Origin of the sequence: Methylobacterium cerastii (assembly GCF_022179125.1) — a bacterium.
GTDB lineage: Bacteria > Pseudomonadota > Alphaproteobacteria > Rhizobiales > Beijerinckiaceae > Methylobacterium > Methylobacterium cerastii.
The window spans coordinates 1-20,329 of the sequence record NZ_BPQG01000004.1 but is presented as its reverse complement, the minus strand read 5'-3'; the positions used below and the strand labels follow the sequence as shown (position 1 = coordinate 20,329).

Genomic DNA, 20,329 nt, shown 5'->3' with positions numbered 1-20,329 from the left:
CGGAAGCCGAGATGACGGAACACCACGACCACGCCCATGACCACGCCGGGCACGCCCACGGCCCCGGGCACAGCCACGCACCGGCAAGCTTCGGGAAGGCGTTCGCCATCGGCATCGCCCTCAACGTCGGCTTCGTCGTCGTCGAGGCCACCTACGGGGTGCTGGGGAACTCGATGGCCCTGTTGGCCGATGCCGGCCACAACCTCTCGGACGTGCTCGGCCTCGTGGTGGCCTGGGTCGCCATGGTGCTGGCCAAGCGCGCCCCGAGCGCCCGCTACACCTACGGGATGAAGGGGTCGTCGATCCTGGCGGCGCTGTTCAACGCGGTGTTCCTGCTGGTCGCCGTCGGCGCCATCGCCTGGGAGGCGATCCAGCGCTTCGGAGAGCCCGCGCCGGTCGCCGGCAAGACCGTGATGATCGTGGCCGCGGTCGGCATCCTCGTGAACGGCATCACCGCCTGGCTATTCGCCTCGGGGGCCAAGGGCGACATCAACATCAAGGGCGCCTTCCTGCACATGGCCGCCGACGCCGCCGTCTCGGCCGGCGTGGTCATCGCCGGCCTCGTGATCCTCTACACCGGGTGGACCTGGCTCGATCCCGTCGTCAGCCTCGCCATCGTGGCGGTCATCGTCTGGAGCACCTGGGGCCTCCTGCGCGACAGCCTCACGCTGTCCCTCGCCGCCGTCCCGCCGGGCATCGATCCGGACGCGGTCCGAAGCCATCTCGAAGGACTGCCCGGGGTCGCCGCCCTGCACGACCTGCACGTCTGGGCGATGAGCACTACCGAGACCTGCCTCACCGCCCATCTCCTGATGCCCGGCGGCCGACCAGACGACGCCTTCCTGATGGACGCCGCCGCCGGGATCAGGGAACGGTTCGGCATCGGCCACACCACCCTGCAGGTCGAGACGAGCGCCGACACCGCCTGCACCCTCGCCCCCGCCCACGTCGTGTGAGCCATCGGAAACATGCCCGACCGTAAGGGAATGCCTTCAACCCGTGCGACCGAAGGAGCCCTGTATCCGTGTCGCGAGACATCGGTTCGGTGCTTCCGGCCACCGATGGATGAACGGCGGTTTCAGGCCTCGTTCAACCGTCGAAGCCGATCCTGACGGCATCATCCCTTGAGGAACGAGCCATGCGTGTCCGCATTCCGGCCTTGGTCGCCGTCAGCCTGATCCTCGCCCCGGCCGCGGCGTCCGCCCAATACTACGGCGGCGACTTCGACCGGCGCGGCGACGTCCATGTCGATCGCTACCACCATGGCGACCATGACGACGTCGTCATCCACCGACCGCACCGGGATTACGGCGACCGGGCGTACTATGGCGAGCGCCGGTTCTACGGCGAGCGCAGAGACCACCATCATCACGACGACTATTGAGGTTCCGTCCTCGTCGTGGCTCACCCGGCATGTACGGGTGACCCTGAATCGTTCATAAGGCGACCATGACCACGGGACCCCGGATCAGGGCCTACGAGACGATGCGCGGCTGGTGGGCGACCACCGTCCGCGTGCTGTCGCTCGTCCTGGTCCTGTCACTCGTCGTCCCCGGCACGGTCCATTCCTCCGAGGCCCATCGCCCGGCCAGCCATGGACTGTCGGTGTCCGCCCCGACCGAGGCGGCCGGCATCGGCCACGGCGATGCCTGCCCGGCCTGTCACGCCAACTGCGGTTGCCATCAGGCTCTTGGGGTCGACGAAGCACCTGCGTTGCCGTCCCCGGCGACCGGGCGTGCTCTGTACGCGACCGTGACCACCGCCATCGGGTCCGTCTCACCGGACCGTTTACCGAGGCCGCCTCGCGCCTGAGGCCGCATCGCCACGACCGTGGCGCTTGCCTGCCGTCCATCCTTGCGGATGCCGGCTTCCTCATCGAGCGTGATCCGAACCGGATCCAGGAAGCCGCTTGAGCGGCTCGCCGGATCCCAGGCGAATGGCCTTCCTCCATGCGTGCACTCCTCTCCGTGGCCTTCCTGGCCATCGGCGTCGCCGTCGGCGGTGCCTTCCCCCGTGTGTCCGAGGTCGTGCAGGGCGCGCTCGCCGCCGCCGGCCTGACGAACGCCCGGGCAGCGCCGCCGACCAACGCAGCCATGACTAAGCCGGCGACACCCGCAGCCGACGATGGCCACGGTCATGGCGAGCATGGCCACGAGCATGCCGACGCCGAGCCCAAGCCTGCCGGCGAGCACAAGCACGCCGAGGGCGAGGCGCACGGCCACGACGAGGAGGGCGAGGGCAAGATCAAGATGACGGCCGAGCAGGCCGCCGAGCAGGACATCAAGCTCGCCACGGTCGAGGGTGGCATCCTCTCACGACATCTCCTGGTGCCCGGCACCATCGCCCAGGACGCCGACCGGATCGCCCGCGTCCCCGTGCGGGTGGTCGGAACCGTGGCCGAGATGCGCAAGCGCCTCGGCGAAGAGGTCGCCAAGGGCGAGGTCGTGGCCATCCTCGACAGCCGTGAGGTCGCCGAGGCCAAGAGCGACTTCCTCACCGCGACGGTCAAGGCCGACCTGGAGAAGACCAACTTCGACCGCCAGCAGGCCCTCTGGGACAAGCGCATCTCGGCCGAATCAGCGTTCCTGAACGCCAAGGCCGCCTACTCCGAGGCGACGCTTCGGGTCGACCTGGCACGCCAGAAGCTATCGGCCCTGGGGCTGAACGCGGCCGAGGTCGCCACCTCAGCCAAGAAGGACGAGACCACCCCGAACCTGTCGTCGCTGCGCCGCTACGAGCTGAAGTCCCCGCTCGCCGGGCGTGTGGTCGAGCGCAAGGTCGATGTCGGCACCGCCGTCGGCAAGGAGGGCGACCCGGCCGACGTCTACACCGTCGCAGACCTCTCCTCCGTGTGGATCGAGCTCGCCATCCCGACCACGGAGCTCTCGAAGGTCCGCGAGGGCGCCAAGGTCACCATCGTCGGGGGCGACGACGCCTCCCGCGGCGTGGGCAAGGTCGTCTTCGTCAGCCCGATCCTCAACCCCGAGACGCGCTCGGCCCGGGTCATCGTCGCCCTGCCGAACAAGGACATGGCCTGGCGGCCGGGCACCTTCGTGACAACCGAGGTCGAGATCGCCCGCGACCCGGTGAGGGTGCGGCTGCCGAAGTCCGCGATCCAGACCATCGGCGGCGAGAAGGTCGTGTTCGTCCGCACCCAGGAGGGCTTCGAGCGCCGGGACGTGACCATCGGCAAGGCCGACGACGACGCCTTCGAGATCCTGACCGGCCTCAAGCCCGGCGACGAGGTCGCGGTGGCCAACTCCTTCGTCCTGAAGGCCGAGCTCGGCAAGGCCGAAGCCGACCACGACCACTGAGCGGGGACCGGCCATGATCTCGAAGATCCTAGACTTCTCCGTCCACCAGCGTTGGCTCGTGGTGCTGCTGTCGCTGCTGGCGGCCTGCTTCGGCGTGTTCTCGCTGACGAAGCTGCCCATCGACGCGGTGCCGGACATCACCAACAACCAGGTGCAGATCAACACGACGGCGCCGTCGCTCTCCCCGGTCGATATCGAGAAGCAGGTGACCTACCCGGTCGAGACCGCGCTCGCCGGGATCAAGGGCCTCGAATACACCCGCTCGCTCTCGCGGAACGGGTTCTCGCAGGTCACCGCCGTCTTCTCCGAGAAGCTCGACATCTACTTCGCACGGCAGCAGGTCGCCGAGCGCATCGGCGAGGCGAAGTCGACCCTGCCGCCGGGGGCCGAGCCCCACATGGGCCCGATCTCCACGGGCCTGGGCGAGATCTACATGTGGTCGATCCACTACGCGAAGGCCGGGGATCGTAAGGTCTCGCCCGACGGCAAGCCCGGCTGGCAATCGGATGGCAGCTACCTGACCCCCGAGGGCCAGCGGCTCGCGACGGAGCTCGAACGCACGGCCTACCTGCGCACGGTCCAGGACTGGATCATCCGCCCCCAGGTGAAGACCGTGCCGGGGGTCGCCGGGGTCGACAGCATCGGCGGCTTCGACAAGCAGTACCACGTCCAGCCGGACCCGATGAAGCTCACCGCCCTCGACCTGTCCTTCGCCGACATCGGCCGGGCGCTGGAGGCCAACAACGCCAATCAGGGCGCCCGCTACCTGGAGGACAACGGCGAGGGCTACGTCGTGCGCGCCGCCGGCCGCCTGGAGACCATGGAGGACATCGGCTCCGTGGTCGTGACCACGCGCGGCGGCGTGCCGGTCCGCATCTCGGACATCGCCGAGGTCCGGATCGGGCGCGACCTGCGCACCGGGTCGGGCAGCGAGGACGGACGCGAGGTCGTCATCGGCACAGCCCTGATGCTGATCGGCGAGAACAGCCGGACGGTCTCGGCCGCCGTCGACGCGAGGATGACGGTGATCCGACGCACGCTCCCGCCCGGTGTCGAGGTCCAGACCGTCCTGAACCGGACCCTGCTGGTCGAGGCCACGATCCGGACGGTCGCCAAGAACTTGGCCGAGGGCGCCGCCCTCGTCATCGTCATCCTGTTCCTGCTGCTCGGCAATATCCGCGCGGCCATCGTCACGGCGCTGGTCATCCCGGTGGCGATGCTGATGACCATGACCGGCATGGTCCAGGGCCGCATCAGCGCCAACCTGATGAGCCTCGGGGCCCTCGACTTCGGCCTCATCGTCGACGGCGCCGTCATCATCACCGAGAACGCCCTACGCCACCTCGCCGAGAGACAGGGGGAACTCGGGCGCAAGCTCGACCTGGAGGAGCGCCTCGTCACCGTGCGCGCCTCGGCCGAGGAGATGATCAAGCCGTCCCTCTACGGGCAGGCGATCATCATCCTCGTCTACGTCCCGCTCCTCACCTTCACCGGGGTCGAGGGCAAGATGTTCGAACCGATGGCGCTCACCGTCATCATCGCCCTGGTCTCGGCGTTCGTGCTGTCGCTGACCTTCGTGCCGGCGATGATCGCCATCGTCATCACCGGCAAGGTCACGGAGAAGGACAACGTCATCATCCGCGGGATCAAGGCGGCCTACCGACCTGTCCTCGGCGCCGCCCTGCGGGTCCCGATGACGTTCGTCGCGGTCGCCCTGGTGCTGCTCGTCGGCGCCGGCTTCCTGTTCAGGGGGCTGGGCCAGGAGTTCATCCCGCAGCTCGACGAGAAGAGCATCGCGCTGAACGCCCAGCGCATCCCCTCGACCTCCCTCACGCAGTCGCAGGCGATGCAGCTGAAGGTCGAGCAGGCGATCAGCCGCTTCCCCCAGGTGGCCTACGTCTTTTCGAAGACCGGTACCGCGGAGGTCGCCTCCGACCCGATGCCGCCGAGCTCGTCCGACACCTTCGTCATCCTGAAGCCGCAGGAGGAATGGCCCGATCCGGACCTGTCCAAGGCCGAGTTGCAGGAGCAGGTCGAGAAGGCTGTCGGGACGCTCGCGGGCAACGTCTACGAGTTCTCCCAGCCGATCCAGCTCCGCTTCAACGAGCTCCTGGCCGGCACCCGCGGCGACCTCGCCGTGAAGGTGTTCGGCGAGGAGTTCGAGCCGATGCTGAAGGCCGCCAACCAGGTCGCCGCGATCCTGCGCGGGACCGAGGGCGCCGACGACGTCAAGGTCGAGCAGACGGCGGGCCTGCCGTTCCTGGAGATCAAGATCAACAAGACTGAGGCGGCCCGCCTCGGCCTGAGCACGTCCTCGATCCAGGACGTCATCGGGGCGGCCATCGGCGGACGGGAGGCCGGCATGGTGTTCGAGGGCGACCGTCGCTTCCCCATCGTCGTGCGCCTGAACGACAAGGTGCGCGAGGACCGCGAGGCCCTGGAGAACATCCCGGTGCCGCTGCCCCCGGGCGTCAACGGGCGGGCCTCCTCGGTGCTCCTGAAGCAGGTCGCGAGCTTCTCAGTCACCGAGGGACCGAACCAGATCTCGCGCGAGAACGGCCGCCGCCGGGTCGTGGTCACCGCCAACGTGCGCGGCCGCGACATCGGCTCGCTGGTGGCTGAGGCCCAGGCCAAGGTCGCGTCCGGTGTGCAGCTGCCGTCTGGCTACTACGTGACCTGGGGCGGGCAGTTCGAGAACCTAGCCTCCGCCCGCCAGCGCCTCATGGTCGTGGTGCCGGTGTGCTTCTTCCTGATCTTCCTGCTGCTGTTCTCGGCCCTGAACTCGGCGCGGGACGCCCTCCTGGTGTTCAGCGCGGTCCCGCTGGCACTGACCGGCGGTATCGCGGCCCTGTGGCTGCGGGGCATGCCGTTCTCGGTCCCGGCGGCGGTCGGGTTCATCGCCCTGTCCGGGGTGGCGGTGCTCAACGGCCTGGTGATGCTGAGCTACATCAAGCAGCTCATCGCGGAGGGAAAGCCCCGTCGAGAGGCGATCCTCGAAGGCGCGATGACCCGCCTGCGCCCGGTGGCGATGACGGCGCTCGTGGCGTCCCTGGGGTTCGTGCCGATGGCCCTGGCGACCGAGACGGGGGCCGAGGTCCAGCGTCCGTTGGCGACCGTGGTCATCGGCGGGCTCATCTCGGCGACCCTGCTGACCCTCGTCGTCCTGCCGGCGCTCTACGCGCGCTTCGCCGGTGCCGTCGCCCCGAGGAAGGCTACCGTCGAGAAGGAGGGTCCCCATGCACGCCCCGTCCTGCCCCAGGCCGCGGAGTAGGACGATGTCTCGCCGCCCCGCGCTCGCACTGGCGATGGTGGCGTGGACAGGCGCGGCCATGGCGGCGGAACCGACGGCGGGCGAGGCGCCGTTCGGATTGGCTTGGGGTCCCGTGGACCGTGTCGATGCACCCTCAATGGTCGACCGCGAGGCGAACCTGACCGGGCTGTACTATTTCCACGACCGTCCGCTCGCCTCAGGACCCGACACCGTCGAGGTGGTCCTGGTGGTGTGCAGGGAGCAGGGCCTCCAGCAGGTCGTCTGGGTCGGTCGGCCGCTCGACGGACCGGCTCATGTCACCGCACGCGAGGCCATCCGGCGCGAGGGGGTGCGCCGCTACGGCGAACCGCGCCCGGGCCTCGCCTCGGGGTCGCTGGCATGGCTCTCGGGCCGGGCTGTCCTGGCGACGCGCACGTTGCCGGACGGCACCCGCGGGTTGGTGATGTCCGTGTCCGGCCCGGATTACGCGGCCTGCTCGGAGAGCCACCGCACCGCCACGGGCCACCCTGCCGGTGCCCACATGTCGGACCTGATCGGCGGGATGGTCCCGTGATCGTGCCGATCCGTCACGGCCTGCAGCGCCCCTCCTCGACCCATGGAACCCATCGGCGGGGGATCAGGGGGCGATGACCGGCAAGAAGCTCGCCCGGCAGATCGGGGAATTCGGCGGCGGAAGCAGGCGCCGACGCAAGGTCAGGCCGCATGTCCTGAGGGCGGCGCGACGGTCATTCCTGATGTCGGCGATGGCCATCGCCGTCGTGTGCGCGCTGTACTGCTGGTTCTACGTCCCGCGGTGACAAGTCTCGAATGCGGCGCCGATTGCCCCCGCGCCGGCTCAACCATGTCCGTGGCGATGGTGAAGGTCGGGGTAGTGCACGTGCTTGTGCCGCATCGGCTGGTGGCGATGCCAGTGGGAGTGGGGCTCGGTCACGGGACCATCGTGGTCGTGGTGGTGATGTTCATCGTGCACGTGCCCATGCTCATGGCCCATCGCCTCGTGCGAATGCTCGTGGTCGTGCCGTTCCGCGAGGTGCAGCCAGAGGCCGACCCCCATCAGGAGCGCGGCGACGACGAGTTGCGGGGTCACGGGTTCCGGCAACAGGACCAAGGCGACGACGGCCCCGATGAACGGTGCGAGCGAGAAATAGGCCCCCGTCCGCGCGCTGCCGAGATGGCGCAGCGCGAACACGAACAGCACCAGGCTGACGCCGACCCCGAGGAACCCGACGACGGCCGCGAAGCCGATCATGCCGGGCGGCGGCAGGCTGGCACCGCGTGCGAGGGCAATGGCGAGGTTGGCGCCCCCGGCGACGAGCCCCTTGGTCAACGCGATCACGACCGGATCGGCGGAGGACAGCTTGCGGGTCAGGTTGTTGTCGACGCCCCAGGCGAGGCAGGCCAGCGCGATCAGGCCACCGCCCGCGTCGAAATGGACGCCCTGGCCTTGCCACGACAGCGCGACGGCGCCGGCGAGGATGGCCGCCGCGCCGAGCAGGAGGCGGCGGTCCACGTTCTCGCGGAACACCACCCAGGCGATGCCCATGGTCGCCAGCCCTTCGAGGTTGAGCAGGAGCGAGCCCGAGGCCGCTGACGTCCGTGCCAGCCCCAGCATCAGCAACAGGGGACCCGCCACGCCCCCGAACAGCACCACCGCGAGCAGCCACGGTGCGTCCGACCTGCGTAGGGGGGCCTCCGGCGCCTCGATCCGGAGGGCGGACCGGCTGCCGTGGACGGCGGCGAGGCCGACGCCCGCACCGAGATACAGGAGGCCAGCCAGCGCCTGCGGGTCGACCGATCCCAACAGCAGCTTGGCGAAGGGGGCCGATGCGCCGAACAGGACGGCGGATGCCAGTGCCAACGGCACTCCGGGCCAGAGGTGCGCGTGACGATGGGCGTGCTCGAACATGCCGCATGATAGCACTGGCGAAGAATGCCGTATCCGTCCTGTGATACCGTTCCATCGAAGCCAAGACCGCCCGCAGCAGCGCGAGCACGTGCCTTTGGTCGCGCTAAGTTGCCCCAAGTTGTCGAGTAGCGGTTAGGATTTAACGCTCGGTACCGACTGCACCCGACCCAACCCAGCCGCATGGATTGCCCGGCGTTCTTCCTGAAAGCGGCCATTCGTCGGCCGTCCGGCAACTTCGGCTGAGGGTGGCAAGCGAACTGCGGCCTTGCGTCCGTAAGCGGACGTTCCGCATCCGACCCTACTCGGTCATAGAAGCAAGCCAATGGAGGCCTTGAAAGCAGACGTTGCAGCTGGACGCGCGCTGCGAACGCATGCTCTCGGATTCCCACTTCCCGCGCTCGTGAGGCCGCCCGTTCAATCCACAGTCTGCATCTGGACGACGCCGCCGAGTTCACCGGGCTTGCCCGAGACCACCACGAGGTAGCGCCGGCTCGCGCCGGCATCCGTGCGGGTGATCTGGCGGATCGGGCCGATCGCGTTGACGATGGCCGCGCCGGCCGGGTTGGTCATGAAGGCGGCGAGCGGCTCCAGGCCTGCGGCCCCCTTCGGATCGGCGGCCAGCGCCAGCACGAACGGCATCTTCGAGGGCAGTCCCGTTACCGCGGCCTGCAGCGTCTGCAACACGCCCTGGTCGAACAGGGTGACCTGCGTCGCCGGCTTGCCATCGGTACCCGCGAGCGTCAGCGCGCTGGTCTTGCCGGCTGCGCCCAGCGCTTGGAGGTTTTGCATTCCGTCGCCCTCCGGCACGGCGTTCGGGACGTAGGCGACGCCCTGCGGACCCTGCCCGATCGGCACCTCGGCGATCACCGTGTTCGACGCGGTGTCGATCACCGCCGCCTTGTCGGCGTTCTCCAGGCCGACATAGACGCGGCTGCCGTCGCCCGAGGGCCAGAGCCCGTGCGGTAGGGCGCCGGTCGGAATGGTGGCGACCTGGGTGAAGTCGTCGGTGCGAAACACCTTGACCTGGTTCAGGCCGCCGATCGTCACGTAGGCGAACTGGCCGGCCTTGGTCGAGACGATGTTGACGTGGTTGGTGATCGGCCCGGTCTCGATCGTCTTCAGCGGCGCGAATGGCGGCGTCGCAGAGAACACCTGGGTCCGGCCGACATCCTTGAGGGTGAACCACACCTGCTTGCCGTCCGGTGTTGCGGCGATGTCGGGGCAGAACGGGCTCTCCTGCTTCACGCGCCCGACGATGGAGTGGGTCTTCGTGTCGATCACCACCGTCTCGGGGCTGAAGCTGGAGCAGACATAGCCGTAGGCGCCGTCCGGCGAGAAGATCGTCATGCCGGGCCCGTTCGGCACGGTGATTCGGCGCGTCTCCTTGGCGGTCGCGGCATCGAGCACGGCGATGTAGTCCTCGCCGCGCACGCTCACCCAGACCTCTCGGCCGTCCGGCGTGAAGAAGGCCTCGTGCGGCGCGCGGCCGACATAGGCGGTGTGGCGGACCGTGTTGGTCGCCGTGTCGATGAAGCTCACGGAGTTCGAGCCGATCGAGACCGCGAGCAGCGTCCTGTGGTCGGGCGAGAAGCCCATGCCGTGGACGAGGAGCTGGCCGCGATAGAGCGGGCTCAGGTTCATCGGCGTCGGGTCGCCGAGCCGGATCACGCCGAGCAGGACGTTGGCGGCGGGATCGACCACCGAGACCGTGTTGGAGAACTGGTCCGACGTATAGAACCGGTCCCTGCCGCTGACCGGCACGTCCGGTGCAAAGGCTGCACCCGGGGCCTGCCCGGCGAGAGCCGAGCCGGAGAGCATCGCGAGCGCGAGGAGGGTGAGGGCGGTCTTCATCGGCAGATCTCCGAAGGCATCTCGGCGGCAGGGGCCGTGCCATGGTGGTGAAGGTGGGTGGCTGCGGCAGACGAATCCGGCGCGGGAGGGAGATCGGCGAGCGCCCGGCGCATCACCGCGATCTCCTGGCCCTGTTCGACGATGATCCCCTGCGCGAGGCGGCGCAGGACCGGATCCTTGCCGTAGAGCAGCTCTGCCTGGGCCATCGCGATCGCGCCCGCGTGGTGCGGGATCATCATCGCAGCGAAGTCGCGGTCCGGATCGCCCGAGGGCGGGACCATCATGTCGGCATGCATCCGCGTCATCGACTGCGCCATCATCGCGTCGAAGGACGCGGAGACGATGGCCGGCGGCTCGGCGGCGGCCAGCGTCGGGGGCATCATCATCCGGCCGCCGACGAGGCCGCCGGCCATCACGGCGGCCGTGAGCGCAAATCCCAGTGCTCCGCGCATGGGCCGTCCTCCTCGTTCGTTGTCGATGGGAGAGATGCCGGAGAAACGGCTTTATTCCCTGGCCGGGGACGAATTGGTGGCCCTGCCGATGTGATCGATCTTTTCCAAATGTCAGTGGAATAGACGCGCCCGTTCGGCATCTCTCCCGATGCGGTCATGGTAGACCGCCGGAGACCTCACTCATGCGCACCATGCTGATCCGCGCCGCCTTTGCGGCCTTCGCCTTCTCCGCCGTCGCCGCCCAGGCCGCTGCGCCTGCGATAACGGCCGAGACTGCCAAGGGGCCGGCGCTCGTCGATTCCAAGAGCATGACCCTCTACACCTTCGACAAGGACATGGGCGGCAAGTCGATGTGCAACGGCCCCTGCGCCGCCAACTGGCCGGCACTGATGGCCGCCTCCGGCTCGGCTGCTAGTGGCGACTGGACGATGGTGACGCGGGACGACGGCACGATGCAGTGGGCCCACAAGGGCAAGCCGCTCTACACCTTCGCCAAGGATACGAAGCCCGGCGACATCACCGGCGACGGATTCCTCAACGGTGCATGGCACATCGCCAAGCCCTAATCGGTAAAGCCTCGTGGACGAGATCGCCGCCCTCATCGAACCGCAGATCCCAGCGTTGCGGCGCTACGCAGTCGCACTGTTGCGGGACCGCGAAGCGGCGGACGACCTCGTCCAGGACACTTTGGAGCGGGCGTTGTCCGCCTGGTCCGGACGTCGCCGCGACGGCGACCTGCGAGCCTGGCTGTTCACGATCGAGCGCAACCTGTTCCTTGGCACTGTTCGACGCCGGGGCCGGCGCGGCATCGATGTCGGCGCTGAGGCTTTGGAGCAGGTGCCCGATCCGGGTGCCGACCCCGAGGCCGCTATGGGGGCACGCGACGTGCTCACCGGGCTCGACACCCTGCCCGAGGAGCAGCGCTCGGTGCTGCTCCTCGTCGCGGTCGAGGATCTGTCTTATGCCGAGGCGGCCCAGGTGCTCGGGGTACCGCTCGGCACGGTGATGTCGCGGTTGAGCCGGGCCCGGACGCGGATGCGCGGTTTTCTGGAAACTGGCCGGACCGGACTCTTGAGGAGGGTGAAATGAGCGGGGATCCGCGCCCGGTCGGCGAGGACGACCTCCACGGCCTGATCGACGGTCGTCTCGAACCGGAGCGGCAGGCGCTGGTCGAGGCATGGCTCAGGGGAAACCCCGCGCGGGCGGCGGAGGTCTCGGCGGATCGCGCCCTACGCGAGCGCTTGCGTGCCCGCCTCGCGCCGATCGCCGAGGAGGCGATTCCGGCGCGGCTCCGGGTGGCCAACATCCGCTCGCGACATCGCCCGATAACCTACCGCTGGCTTCCGGTCGCGGCTGCGGCCGTGCTCTGCCTCGCGGTCGGCGGCGCCGCCGGCTGGTTCGGCCATGCCGCGCGGCAGGTACCCACGGTCACGCTCGCGCGAACCGAGCCAGCGACCGACGACGCGGTGGCGGCCTTCCGCACCTACGTGGTCGAGGCGGTGCATCCGGTGGAGGTGCGCGCCGACGAGAAGCCGCACCTTGTTACGTGGCTCTCGAAGCGCCTCGGCCGGGCGGTGACCACCCCCGACCTTACGGCGTACGGCTTCCGCCTGATGGGCGGCCGGCTGCTGCCGGCGGGTTCCGAATCCGCCGCGATGCTGATGTACGATGACGACCACGGCACCCGGCTGACACTCTACAGCCGCGTAGGCGATGCGGATGGCCGCACGGTGTTCCGCTTCGCCCGCGAGGGCGACATCGCCGCCTTCTCCTGGGTCGATGGCGGCATGTCCTACGTCGTCACGGGTCGCACCGACGAGGCGCGGCTGTTGATCGTCGCGCAGTCGGTCGACGCGCAAGTCCGTGGACTGCCGGTTCCGCAGCGGCAACCATGACCCTCGACCAACTCCGCATCTTTGTGGCGGTGGCCGAGCGACAGCACGTGACGCGGGCCGCCGAAGCGCTGAACCTCGTCCAGTCGGCGGTCAGCACGGCGATCGCCAACATCGAGGGGCGACACGCCACCAAGCTCTTTCACCGGGTCGGCCGCGGGATCGAGCTGACTGAGGCGGGGCGCATATTTCTCGTCGAGGCCCGCGCCGTGCTCGCCCGGGCCGAGGCCGCCGAACTGGTGCTCGCCGACCTCAGCGGCCTGCGGCGCGGGACGCTGGCGCTCTACGCCAGCCAGACCATCGCCAGCGACTGGCTGCCTCGCCACCTCGTCGCCTTCCGCCGGGCCTACCCTGAGATCGCTATCCGGTTGGCGGTGGGCAACACCACCGACGCCGCCGACGCGGTGCGCGCCGGGCAGGCCGAACTCGGCTTCGTCGAGGGGGCGCTCGACGACCCGACGCTTGCGAGCACCACCATCGCGCAGGACCAACTGGTCCTCGTGGTCGCCCCTGGCCATGCCTTCGCCGGGGCGACCGACCTCGAACCCGAAAATCTCGCCGGGGCCGACTGGGTGCTGCGCGAGGCGGGATCGGGAACCCGCTCGGCCTTCGAGGCGGCCCTGGGTGCGGCCGGCCTCGCAGCCGCCCAGCTTCGGGTCACGCTCGAACTGCCCTCTAACGAGGCGGTGCGCGCCGCCGTCGAGGCCGGGGGCGGGGCCGCCGTCCTGTCCGAGACCGTGGTCGCCGCCGCGCTTCGGACCGGAACCCTGGTGCGGGCGGCGTTCGCCCTGCCGAGCCGGCCGTTCCGGGTGCTGCGCCACAAGGAGCGCTACCGCAGCCGGGCCGCCGACGCGTTGCTCGACCTGATCGCGACGGCGGATGCCGGATGAGCGATCCTGCGAAACCCGTGCACCCCGACGATCCCCGGGTGAGGCTCGCCGAGGACCGGACGGTTCTGGCAGCCGAGCGTACGTTCGTGGCGTGGCTTCGCACCGGGCTCGCCTTCCTCGGCGTCGGCCTGGCCGCGCAGCGCTTCCTGCGGGAGGTGCTGGCGGTCTGGCCGCTGAAGGTGCTGTCGCTCACGTTGATCGCCTGCGCGCTTGCCTCGTTCGCCGGCGCCGCATGGCGGGACCGGGCGATCCGGGCGCGTCTCGCCGATGCCGAGATCCCGATGATGCCGCGCATCCTCACCGTCGGGATCGTGGCCTTGCTGATCGCGATCTCGGGCCTTGCGGCCACCGCCCTGCTCTGGGCGTGACGGTCAGGCCACAGTGACCCGTACCCGGTGCCAGGCGGCGCTGAGGTAGCCCTTGTAGTTCCAGGTGTCGTCGGGCGCGGCCGGCTGGGTCTGGCCGGCGGAGTCCCAGGCCCGCACCGCGAGTTCGTGCTCGCCCGCGGTCAGCTCGCGGTCGATCTCCCAGAACGTCCAGGCGTAGGGCGCGTCGGCATCGCGGTCGATCCGGGCCTGCGCCCAGCTGCGGCCGCCATCCGTCGAGACGTCGACGCGGGCGACCGCGCGATCGCTGGCGATGGCGTAGCCGCGGATCGCGTGCCGGCCGGGCTTCAACGCTGCGCCGCGGGCGGGCTCGCAGATCGCGCTGTTGAGCGGCATCGCCTCGATGGTGATGCCGTGGGCGGGGTCCGCGGTCTCGGCGGTCACGTCGGGCGGAAACAGCTTGTAGTCGTCGGCCTGCATCGGGTTGTCGGAGGGGTGGTCCTGCACCGTGATGCGGGCGAGCCATTTCGGGCTGCGGATGCCGGCAAATCCCGGCACCACCACGCGCAACGGATAGCCGTGCTCGGGGGCGAGAGGCTCGCCGTTCATCGCGAAGGCGAGCAGCGTCTCGGGCGCCAGCGCCTTGGCGAGCGGGATCGAGGCGCCGAAGCGTATGTCCGACCCCGCGATACGGTCGTGGCTCTCGAAGGCGACGTGGCGCGGACTGCCCGCATCGATCCCGGCGGCGTGCAGGACGTCGGCGAGCCGCACCCCAGTCCATTCCGCGTTGCCGATGGCGCCGGCCGCCCACGGGTCGCCGGCGACCGGGGCCACCGCCAGCATGTCGGCCCGGCGGTTGCCGGCGCATTGCATCACCGCCGTGACGGTGACGTGCGCGAAGCGTGCCTTCAGATCGGCGACGGACAATTCGAGGGGCGTCGCGATCATCCCGTCGACAGTCAGGCGGTAGCCGTCGGCGTCGAGGTCCGGGATGTCGCCGTGGCTGCGGACGTAGAAGTCGGCCTGGTCGGTGAGGAAGGCCGCCCGCAGGCGATCGAGCGGCGGCTCGGCATTGTAGGGCGCCTCGCCGTGCACGATGAGGCGGTCCTTGCGCTGGAACAGGCCGAGCATGGGGTTTTTGTCCTGCGTTCGTGACGTATCGACGACGAGAACGCGCCGGGGGCGATAAGGCCCCCGGCGCGCGTCGCCTCAGGGCTTCATCGTCGAGACCACCGCGTTCTTCGCCCGGTCCACTACGGCGACGCTGAGGTCGCGGTTGAGGACGTAGGCATGGGCGTTGTCGGCCGAGAACGCGATCGCCTGGCGCGGCTCGTTCAGGCCGGTCACCGTGGCGACGACCTTGAGGGTGCCGGTGTCGATCACCGAGAGCGAGTTGTCCTTCAGGTTGCCCGAATAGACGAAGCGCCCGTCCGGGGTCAGTGCGGCGCCGTAGGGGTCCTTGCCCACTTCCACTTCGGAGGTGACCTTATGGGCGGCGACATCGACCACGCCGATGGTATTACGGCCGCTGTTGGCGGCAAAAAGCGTCTTGCCGTCCTTGGTGATCGAGATGGCGCGCAGCTTGTCGAACCCGGCGATCTCACCGGTGATCTTGTTGGTGGCGGTATCGACCAACGTGATCTTGTCGCCAAGGAAGTTCGTGACGAACACGGTCTTGCCGTCAGGCGACAGCTTCACGCCCTGGCGCGGCTGCGCGAAGCCGGGGATCACGGCCTCGGCGAGCATGGTCCTGGTGTCGAACACGGTCAGCGTGCTCGCGGCCTCGTTGTTGACGTAGAGCTTGGCCCCGTCGGCCGAGAGCACCGTGCCGAACGCGCCGGGGCCGGCGGCGAGAACGCCGGCTTCCTTGCCGGTGGCGGTCTCATAGACCGTGATCCGGCCGGTGCCACTGTCGGAGACGTAGAAGCGGGCGCCGTCCGGCGCGAAAACGATGTTGCGCGGCGTGACGAAGCCGTCGAGGCGGCGCAGCACCGTGCCCTTGGCGACGTCGTAGACGATGACGGCGCTCTCCTCGCTGTTCGACACAGCGGCGACGGTCCCAGCGGCGTTCAGCGCCAGGGCGTTGTTCTTGATCGCGCCGTCGAAGCCAGCGGCGGACCCGGGCTGGCCCTGGGCGAGGAGCAAGGCGGCTCCGGCGAGGAGGGCGCGGAGGCTGGTGCGGACGTGGGTCATGAAGCGTGTCTCTCTGGCATGCGCGCTCGTTCGGCGGCCGGGGCCTGCCGTGAGGGCTGGTTCTAATTCGGATTGCGTGATGCGAGACCGGTTTGGCCGTGCATCGCCCTGGGGAGATGCCGGAGGGCGCGGTCTATTCCCCGAGGCCGGCGAAAAAAACGCGGCGGCCTCGGGATTCGGGGGTTCAGGGCGTCGGCTTCAACGCCGTGAGGTAGTCGACGATGGTCTGCACGTCGGCCGGATCGACCGGCGCCTTGTAGACGTGAACCATCTTGTTCACGGTCTCGGTCCACTGCGCCTTCGTGAGCTTGGGCTGGGTCAGCACCATCCCGGCCGAGTGGCAGGCGAGGCAGTTGTTGTTGACCGCCTCGGCCCCCGGCCCGTCCGGGAAGATCCGGTCGGAAGTCGGGAATTCGATCGATTGCGAGGTGAAGCGCATCGGCTCGGGAGCCGAAGCGGCGAACGCCACCAGGGGAGACAGTATGAGGGCGGCGATGAGGGCCGCAGGGCGGATCGGGTTCATGGCTGTTCTCCTCAAGCGGCCTGGAAGGACACGGCCTCGATGCCGTTCTGCATGAAGCCGGCCCCGTTCCAGACCCGGTCCAGGGGCTGCGCGACGCCGTTGGTGTTGGTGCAGCGGACCCTGACCGTGTGGCTGCCGGCAGCCAATGCCGGCAAGCTGCCGTCGAAGCGGCGGAAGCTGTAGGGGCCTTCGTCCGCGCCGAGCTGCGCCGGGAACCACGTCGCGCCGCCGTCGCCTGAGAAGTCCACCGCCTTCACCCCGCAATCGCCGCCGAAGGCGATGCCGCGCAACGCCACCGGCGTTCCGGCCGCCACCTTGGCGCCATCGGTCAGGTTGGTGACGAACGAGCGCGGCACCATCCTGTTGATCGGCACCGTCTTGAAGCCGGTCTGACCGGGCTTGATGTTAGCGCCCGGCACGTCAGGAATGCGGTAAGCGGTCTTCATCCAGTACCCGTCGTCGGGCTTGTCCAGCACTTCGATGTCGGACAGCATCTTGACCCAGTAGGTCGAGTACCAGCCCGGCACCACGAGCCGGAGCGGGAAACCATTGAGCAGCGGCAATTGCTCGCCGTTCATCGCGTAGGCGATCATCACCTCACCATTGTTGGCGTGCTTGAGATCGAGCGACTTCTTGAAGTCGGGCGCGTCGTCGACCACCGGCTCGTCGAGGCCGTTGAAGCGCACCTGCACGGCACCGGCCTTCACCCCGGCCTTTTCGAGCACGTCCCTGAGGCGCACGCCGGTCCAGCGGGCGTTGCCCATCGAACCGTTTGCCCATTGCGCGCCGGTCACCCGCGGCTCGAACAACCCGCGCGAATTGCCCGAGCACTGGTTCACTGCGGCGATCTCGAAGCGCGGCAGGCCGGCGATGGCGTCGAGCGAGAGCGAGAGCTCCTTCTCGACATGGCCGTGGACCTTGAGCCGGAAGGTGCCGGCATCGACTTCGGTCGGGATCGAGGCCCAGTGCCAGCGGACGTAGAAGCGGTCGTTGGGGGTGAATACACCCTCGTCGAACACCGAGAACGGCGTCTCCAGTAGCGGCGGATGAGTGCGCTGGAGGATCATCTCGGCCTTGCCCGGAAAGGCCGTGGTCAGCGCCCGCTCGTCCGGGCCGCCGGGCAGCGGAAGCTTCACCGAGCCCGCCGCCCAGGCCGGTATGGCGGCGCCGAGGCTTCCGAGCCCTAGGCCACCCAGGACGAGGCGGCGGTTCATCGGTCTGTCCAGTCCGTGCATGGTCTCTCCCCTTGAAGGATGTCGGCGTCGATGCGTTCGAAGGCATCGGACCCGTGGCGATTCCTCGCGACCAGGGAGATGCTACGGGATACGATTTATTCCCACCAACGGTCTTTCGCGATACGAATGATCTCCAAACGCGATGATTTGAGAAGTTTCGATCTCCAATGGGACGATCAAGGACGCCGTCTCGGCGTCACGCCGCCGGCGCGCCGACGGGCGCGGTCCTGCGACACCCGAACAGGGCGTGACGCTCGGAAAAACCGCGCAAGGCGACGGTGCCGAGCGGTTCAAGGGCATGTGCCAACCCGTCGATGAAGGTGTCGGTGGCGATCAGCGGCGTGTTGTAGGTCTTGCACAGGCGCTCGACGCGGGCGAGCACGTTGAGATCGCGGCCGATCGCCGTGAAATCGACCCGGTCGCCGCCGCCGATATTGCCGTAGGCGACCTCCCCGACATGAAGTGCGACGCCGACCTCGAAGGCAGCCCTGTCACCGTTGCGCAGGGTCGCAAGCGCATCAAGCGCGGCCTCGGCGGCACGCAAGGCGGCACTGCGCGCCTCGGCCTCGTCGCGATCGGCATCGAACACGGCCAGTAGCCCGTCGCCGATGTACTTCAGCACCTCGCCGCCTTCCGCCTCGACGGCCGGCACGATGGCATCGAACATCCGGTTGAGGGCGGCCACGACACGGTCGGGGCTTTGCCGGTCGGACAGTTCGCCGAACCCGCGCAGGTCGGTCAGCATCATCGCGGCCCGCATCAAGCGTACGTCGCCGCGCCGCACCGTGCCGGTCAGGATTTGCCGCGCCGGGTCGCGTCCGACATAGGCGCTCAGCACCGCGCCTAGCATGTCGTCGAGCGCCTTGATCTCGAACAGCAGCGAGAACGGCTCGACCAGCGCCAGCAACGTGCAGATCTCGATCGGCGTGAAGCCGCCCGGTCTCGCCGTGGCCCAGGAGGCGGCGCCCATGCGTCCACGCGCGGCGCGCAGCGGCACGATGAGGTAGTCGGTTAGACCCTCGGTGCGAAGCTCGCCGAGCACGGGAAACGGCAGCGGCCCATCCCCGTCGAGACGGCATCGGAACGGGGTACGGGTCTCGACTACGCGCTCGACGGTGTTGCCGTGGAACGTCGGCGTACTCTCGATGCCGTGGCGGCGACGCAAGGCTAGGCTCGACGCTCCTGGATGCCAGACGCGCATTACCCAGCGGAACGACGGATGCAGGGTCGGCGCGTGGGTGGTGGCGCGGGCCAGTGGCAGGCCAAGCCCCGAGAGGCACGCACTGAACCCGTCGAGAAGGGCTGCCGCGTCCGCCGCTTCGCGACCCGGCCCCATCAACCATCCCGTCCCCTGCGCGACCGCCTCGGACGAAGATTGGGACGAACGTGTCACGGCAGTTCTTTCATCAAGGAGTTGGATCGATGCCATAGCGCGGATCAGACGAGGCCGAGCACGCGGATCAGGCCGAGGCTGACGGCGCCGAGGGCGAGGAGCGAGGCGACCACCGCGAGGGTCACCCGCGCCCCGGCCTTGGCGACGCTGCGCACGTCGACCCCGAGGCCGAGCGCCGCCATCGAGACCACGGTCAGCACGTTGGCGGTCTCCGACATCGGCGCGAACGCAAACGGCGGGATCAGGCCCGTCGAGCGAAGGCCCGCGAGCGCAAGGAAGGCGAGGATGAACCACGGCACCAGGCGGTGGATCGCGAGGCCGCCGCGGGCTGGGCGGTCGCCCGCGGTGACGCCGGGGGCGGCCTCGTCGGTCTCCTCGCGCAGCCGGCTCGCGCCGAGCGAGAGCACCAGGACGATCGGGCCTAGCATCAGCACCCGGACGAGCTTCACCAGGGTTCCGACCTGGACGCTGAGCGCCGCGACCGGCGCGGTGGCGGCGAGCACCTGCGGCACGGCGTAGACGGTAAGGCCGGCGAGCACGCCGTACTGCATCGGCGACAGGCCGAGCAGCGGCACCAGCAGCGGCAGGCCGAGCACCACCAGCACGCCTAGCACCGCAGTGAAGGCAATGGAGGCGGCGACGTCCTCGCCGTCTGCGCCGATCACCGGTGCCGTGGCGGCGATCGCCGAGTTGCCGCAGATCGAGTTCCCGCAGGCCACGAGGATCGCCATGCGCGGATGCAGCCCGAGCGCTCGGCCGATGCCGTAACTCGACAGGATCGCGACCACGACGACGCCCGCGATGCCGAAAAGCAGACCCGGACCGGCGGCGAGGATCGTCGTGAGGCTGAGCGAGGCCCCGAGTAGAACGACCGCGATCTCCAGTACGGTCTTGGCCCCGAAGGCGATGCCGGGAAAGAAACGTTGCGACGGGGTCCAGGCGGTGCGGATCGCGCTCCCGAGCAGGATCGCCAGCACCAGGGCTTCGAGCCAGGCGCGACCGAACAGATGCGCCTCGACGGCCTCGAAGCCGACCGCTGCGGCGGTGACCGCCATACAGAGACCCAGTCCCGGAAGGATGGCT

Annotated in this window: 21 protein-coding genes; 12 read left to right on the top strand and 9 right to left on the bottom strand. The window is 69.2% G+C overall.

The genetic code is table 11. From position 1 onward, the window contains the following. Positions 1 to 11: 11 nt before the first annotated feature. The 7 genes from MFF13_RS00845 (at position 12) to MFF13_RS00815 (ending at position 7,382) form a co-directional block, all read left to right on the top strand. Positions 12 to 956 (top strand): cation diffusion facilitator family transporter, encoded by a 945-nt coding sequence (locus tag MFF13_RS00845; RefSeq protein ID WP_147708285.1) that lies wholly within the window; start codon positions 12 to 14, stop codon positions 954 to 956. Positions 957 to 1,138: 182 nt separating this feature from the next. Next, positions 1,139 to 1,384, top strand: coding sequence for a hypothetical protein (locus MFF13_RS00840; protein ID WP_187272915.1), 246 nt, complete (start codon positions 1,139 to 1,141; stop codon positions 1,382 to 1,384). Positions 1,385 to 1,449: 65 nt separating this feature from the next. Beyond that, positions 1,450 to 1,812: a hypothetical protein gene (locus MFF13_RS00835; protein WP_238270166.1), complete on the top strand. Its 363-nt coding sequence runs from the start codon at positions 1,450 to 1,452 to the stop codon at positions 1,810 to 1,812. A gap of 137 nt (positions 1,813 to 1,949) precedes the next feature. After that, positions 1,950 to 3,314, top strand: a complete 1,365-nt coding sequence (locus MFF13_RS00830) for an efflux RND transporter periplasmic adaptor subunit (RefSeq protein ID WP_147708284.1) — start codon at positions 1,950 to 1,952, stop codon at positions 3,312 to 3,314. A 13-nt stretch (positions 3,315 to 3,327) separates the two neighbouring features. Beyond that, a complete protein-coding gene (locus MFF13_RS00825) occupies positions 3,328 to 6,585 on the top strand; it encodes an efflux RND transporter permease subunit (protein WP_147708283.1) in 3,258 nt (1,085 codons plus the stop codon). 4 nt (positions 6,586 to 6,589) lie between these two features. Further along, positions 6,590 to 7,138, top strand: coding sequence for a threonyl-trna synthetase (locus MFF13_RS00820; RefSeq protein ID WP_147708282.1), 549 nt, complete (start codon positions 6,590 to 6,592; stop codon positions 7,136 to 7,138). A 73-nt stretch (positions 7,139 to 7,211) separates the two neighbouring features. After that, the gene (locus MFF13_RS00815; RefSeq protein WP_187272914.1) at positions 7,212 to 7,382 is read left to right on the top strand and encodes a hypothetical protein; all 171 of its coding nucleotides are present in this window, start codon (positions 7,212 to 7,214) and stop codon (positions 7,380 to 7,382) included. Positions 7,383 to 7,420: 38 nt separating this feature from the next. Here MFF13_RS00815 and MFF13_RS00810 read toward each other — a convergent pair whose 3' ends face one another. From MFF13_RS00810 to copM, 3 genes are all read right to left on the bottom strand, one after another. Next, the gene (locus MFF13_RS00810) at positions 7,421 to 8,491 is read right to left on the bottom strand and encodes a DMT family transporter (RefSeq protein WP_147708281.1); all 1,071 of its coding nucleotides are present in this window, start codon (positions 8,489 to 8,491) and stop codon (positions 7,421 to 7,423) included. Between the two features lie 414 nt (positions 8,492 to 8,905). Further along, positions 8,906 to 10,342, bottom strand: coding sequence for a YncE family protein (locus MFF13_RS00805; RefSeq protein WP_056217678.1), 1,437 nt, complete (start codon positions 10,340 to 10,342; stop codon positions 8,906 to 8,908). Continuing rightward, entirely contained in the window at positions 10,339 to 10,794 is a 456-nt protein-coding gene (copM, locus tag MFF13_RS00800; RefSeq protein ID WP_056160290.1) for a CopM family metallochaperone, read from the bottom strand. Before copM ends, MFF13_RS00805 begins: the two co-directional genes overlap by 4 nt. Before the next feature lie 182 nt (positions 10,795 to 10,976). Between copM and MFF13_RS00795 the strand changes: the two genes are divergently transcribed. From MFF13_RS00795 to MFF13_RS00775, 5 genes are read left to right on the top strand one after another with little or no spacing between them, the layout of a single operon-like run. After that, positions 10,977 to 11,360, top strand: coding sequence for a COG4315 family predicted lipoprotein (locus MFF13_RS00795; protein ID WP_056160287.1), 384 nt, complete (start codon positions 10,977 to 10,979; stop codon positions 11,358 to 11,360). 13 nt (positions 11,361 to 11,373) lie between these two features. Then, the gene (locus MFF13_RS00790; protein ID WP_056217681.1) at positions 11,374 to 11,883 is read left to right on the top strand and encodes an RNA polymerase sigma factor; all 510 of its coding nucleotides are present in this window, start codon (positions 11,374 to 11,376) and stop codon (positions 11,881 to 11,883) included. After that, positions 11,880 to 12,689, top strand: a complete 810-nt coding sequence (locus tag MFF13_RS00785; RefSeq protein ID WP_056160280.1) for an anti-sigma factor family protein — start codon at positions 11,880 to 11,882, stop codon at positions 12,687 to 12,689. Before MFF13_RS00790 ends, MFF13_RS00785 begins: the two co-directional genes overlap by 4 nt. After that, positions 12,686 to 13,576 (top strand): LysR family transcriptional regulator, encoded by an 891-nt coding sequence (locus MFF13_RS00780; protein WP_056217684.1) that lies wholly within the window; start codon positions 12,686 to 12,688, stop codon positions 13,574 to 13,576. Before MFF13_RS00785 ends, MFF13_RS00780 begins: the two co-directional genes overlap by 4 nt. Further along, the gene (locus tag MFF13_RS00775; protein ID WP_056160273.1) at positions 13,573 to 13,944 is read left to right on the top strand and encodes a YidH family protein; all 372 of its coding nucleotides are present in this window, start codon (positions 13,573 to 13,575) and stop codon (positions 13,942 to 13,944) included. The genes MFF13_RS00780 and MFF13_RS00775 overlap by 4 nt, the downstream gene beginning before the upstream one ends. Positions 13,945 to 13,947: 3 nt before the next feature. On the opposite strand, the gene MFF13_RS00770 is transcribed toward MFF13_RS00775, so the two are convergent. The 6 genes from MFF13_RS00770 to MFF13_RS00745 all read right to left on the bottom strand — a co-directional run. Then, the gene (locus MFF13_RS00770) at positions 13,948 to 15,033 is read right to left on the bottom strand and encodes a sulfite oxidase (protein ID WP_056160270.1); all 1,086 of its coding nucleotides are present in this window, start codon (positions 15,031 to 15,033) and stop codon (positions 13,948 to 13,950) included. A 78-nt stretch (positions 15,034 to 15,111) separates the two neighbouring features. Then, on the bottom strand, positions 15,112 to 16,095 hold the full coding sequence (locus MFF13_RS00765; protein WP_056160267.1) for a beta-propeller fold lactonase family protein: 984 nt from the start codon (positions 16,093 to 16,095) through the stop codon (positions 15,112 to 15,114). Positions 16,096 to 16,279: 184 nt separating this feature from the next. After that, entirely contained in the window at positions 16,280 to 16,618 is a 339-nt protein-coding gene (locus MFF13_RS00760; RefSeq protein WP_056160265.1) for a c-type cytochrome, read from the bottom strand. Between the two features lie 11 nt (positions 16,619 to 16,629). Then, positions 16,630 to 17,853: a molybdopterin-dependent oxidoreductase gene (locus MFF13_RS00755; protein WP_056217685.1), complete on the bottom strand. Its 1,224-nt coding sequence runs from the start codon at positions 17,851 to 17,853 to the stop codon at positions 16,630 to 16,632. A 196-nt stretch (positions 17,854 to 18,049) separates the two neighbouring features. After that, positions 18,050 to 19,189, bottom strand: a complete 1,140-nt coding sequence (locus MFF13_RS00750; RefSeq protein WP_056217688.1) for an adenylate/guanylate cyclase domain-containing protein — start codon at positions 19,187 to 19,189, stop codon at positions 18,050 to 18,052. A gap of 101 nt (positions 19,190 to 19,290) precedes the next feature. Next, positions 19,291 to 20,329 (bottom strand): YeiH family protein (locus MFF13_RS00745; RefSeq protein WP_238270164.1); only part of this gene is annotated, 1,039 nt, incomplete at its 5' end.

Excerpts from the sequence above, each read along its gene's own strand:
- MFF13_RS00845 (WP_147708285.1), top strand. The coding sequence starts at position 12 with ATGACGGAACACCACGACCACGCCCATGACCACGCCGGGCACGCCCAC.
- MFF13_RS00840 (WP_187272915.1), top strand. The coding sequence starts at position 1,139 with ATGCGTGTCCGCATTCCGGCCTTGGTCGCCGTCAGCCTGATCCTCGCC.
- MFF13_RS00835 (WP_238270166.1), top strand. The coding sequence starts at position 1,450 with ATGACCACGGGACCCCGGATCAGGGCCTACGAGACGATGCGCGGCTGG.
- MFF13_RS00830 (WP_147708284.1), top strand. The coding sequence starts at position 1,950 with ATGCGTGCACTCCTCTCCGTGGCCTTCCTGGCCATCGGCGTCGCCGTC.
- MFF13_RS00825 (WP_147708283.1), top strand. The coding sequence starts at position 3,328 with ATGATCTCGAAGATCCTAGACTTCTCCGTCCACCAGCGTTGGCTCGTG.
- MFF13_RS00820 (WP_147708282.1), top strand. The coding sequence starts at position 6,590 with ATGTCTCGCCGCCCCGCGCTCGCACTGGCGATGGTGGCGTGGACAGGC.
- MFF13_RS00815 (WP_187272914.1), top strand. The coding sequence starts at position 7,212 with ATGACCGGCAAGAAGCTCGCCCGGCAGATCGGGGAATTCGGCGGCGGA.
- MFF13_RS00810 (WP_147708281.1), bottom strand. The coding sequence starts at position 8,491 with ATGTTCGAGCACGCCCATCGTCACGCGCACCTCTGGCCCGGAGTGCCG.
- MFF13_RS00805 (WP_056217678.1), bottom strand. The coding sequence starts at position 10,342 with ATGAAGACCGCCCTCACCCTCCTCGCGCTCGCGATGCTCTCCGGCTCG.
- copM (WP_056160290.1), bottom strand. The coding sequence starts at position 10,794 with ATGCGCGGAGCACTGGGATTTGCGCTCACGGCCGCCGTGATGGCCGGC.
- MFF13_RS00795 (WP_056160287.1), top strand. The coding sequence starts at position 10,977 with ATGCGCACCATGCTGATCCGCGCCGCCTTTGCGGCCTTCGCCTTCTCC.
- MFF13_RS00785 (WP_056160280.1), top strand. The coding sequence starts at position 11,880 with ATGAGCGGGGATCCGCGCCCGGTCGGCGAGGACGACCTCCACGGCCTG.
- MFF13_RS00780 (WP_056217684.1), top strand. The coding sequence starts at position 12,686 with ATGACCCTCGACCAACTCCGCATCTTTGTGGCGGTGGCCGAGCGACAG.
- MFF13_RS00775 (WP_056160273.1), top strand. The coding sequence starts at position 13,573 with ATGAGCGATCCTGCGAAACCCGTGCACCCCGACGATCCCCGGGTGAGG.
- MFF13_RS00770 (WP_056160270.1), bottom strand. The coding sequence starts at position 15,033 with ATGCTCGGCCTGTTCCAGCGCAAGGACCGCCTCATCGTGCACGGCGAG.
- MFF13_RS00765 (WP_056160267.1), bottom strand. The coding sequence starts at position 16,095 with ATGACCCACGTCCGCACCAGCCTCCGCGCCCTCCTCGCCGGAGCCGCC.
- MFF13_RS00760 (WP_056160265.1), bottom strand. The coding sequence starts at position 16,618 with ATGAACCCGATCCGCCCTGCGGCCCTCATCGCCGCCCTCATACTGTCT.
- MFF13_RS00755 (WP_056217685.1), bottom strand. The coding sequence starts at position 17,853 with ATGCACGGACTGGACAGACCGATGAACCGCCGCCTCGTCCTGGGTGGC.
- MFF13_RS00750 (WP_056217688.1), bottom strand. The coding sequence starts at position 19,189 with ATGGGGCCGGGTCGCGAAGCGGCGGACGCGGCAGCCCTTCTCGACGGG.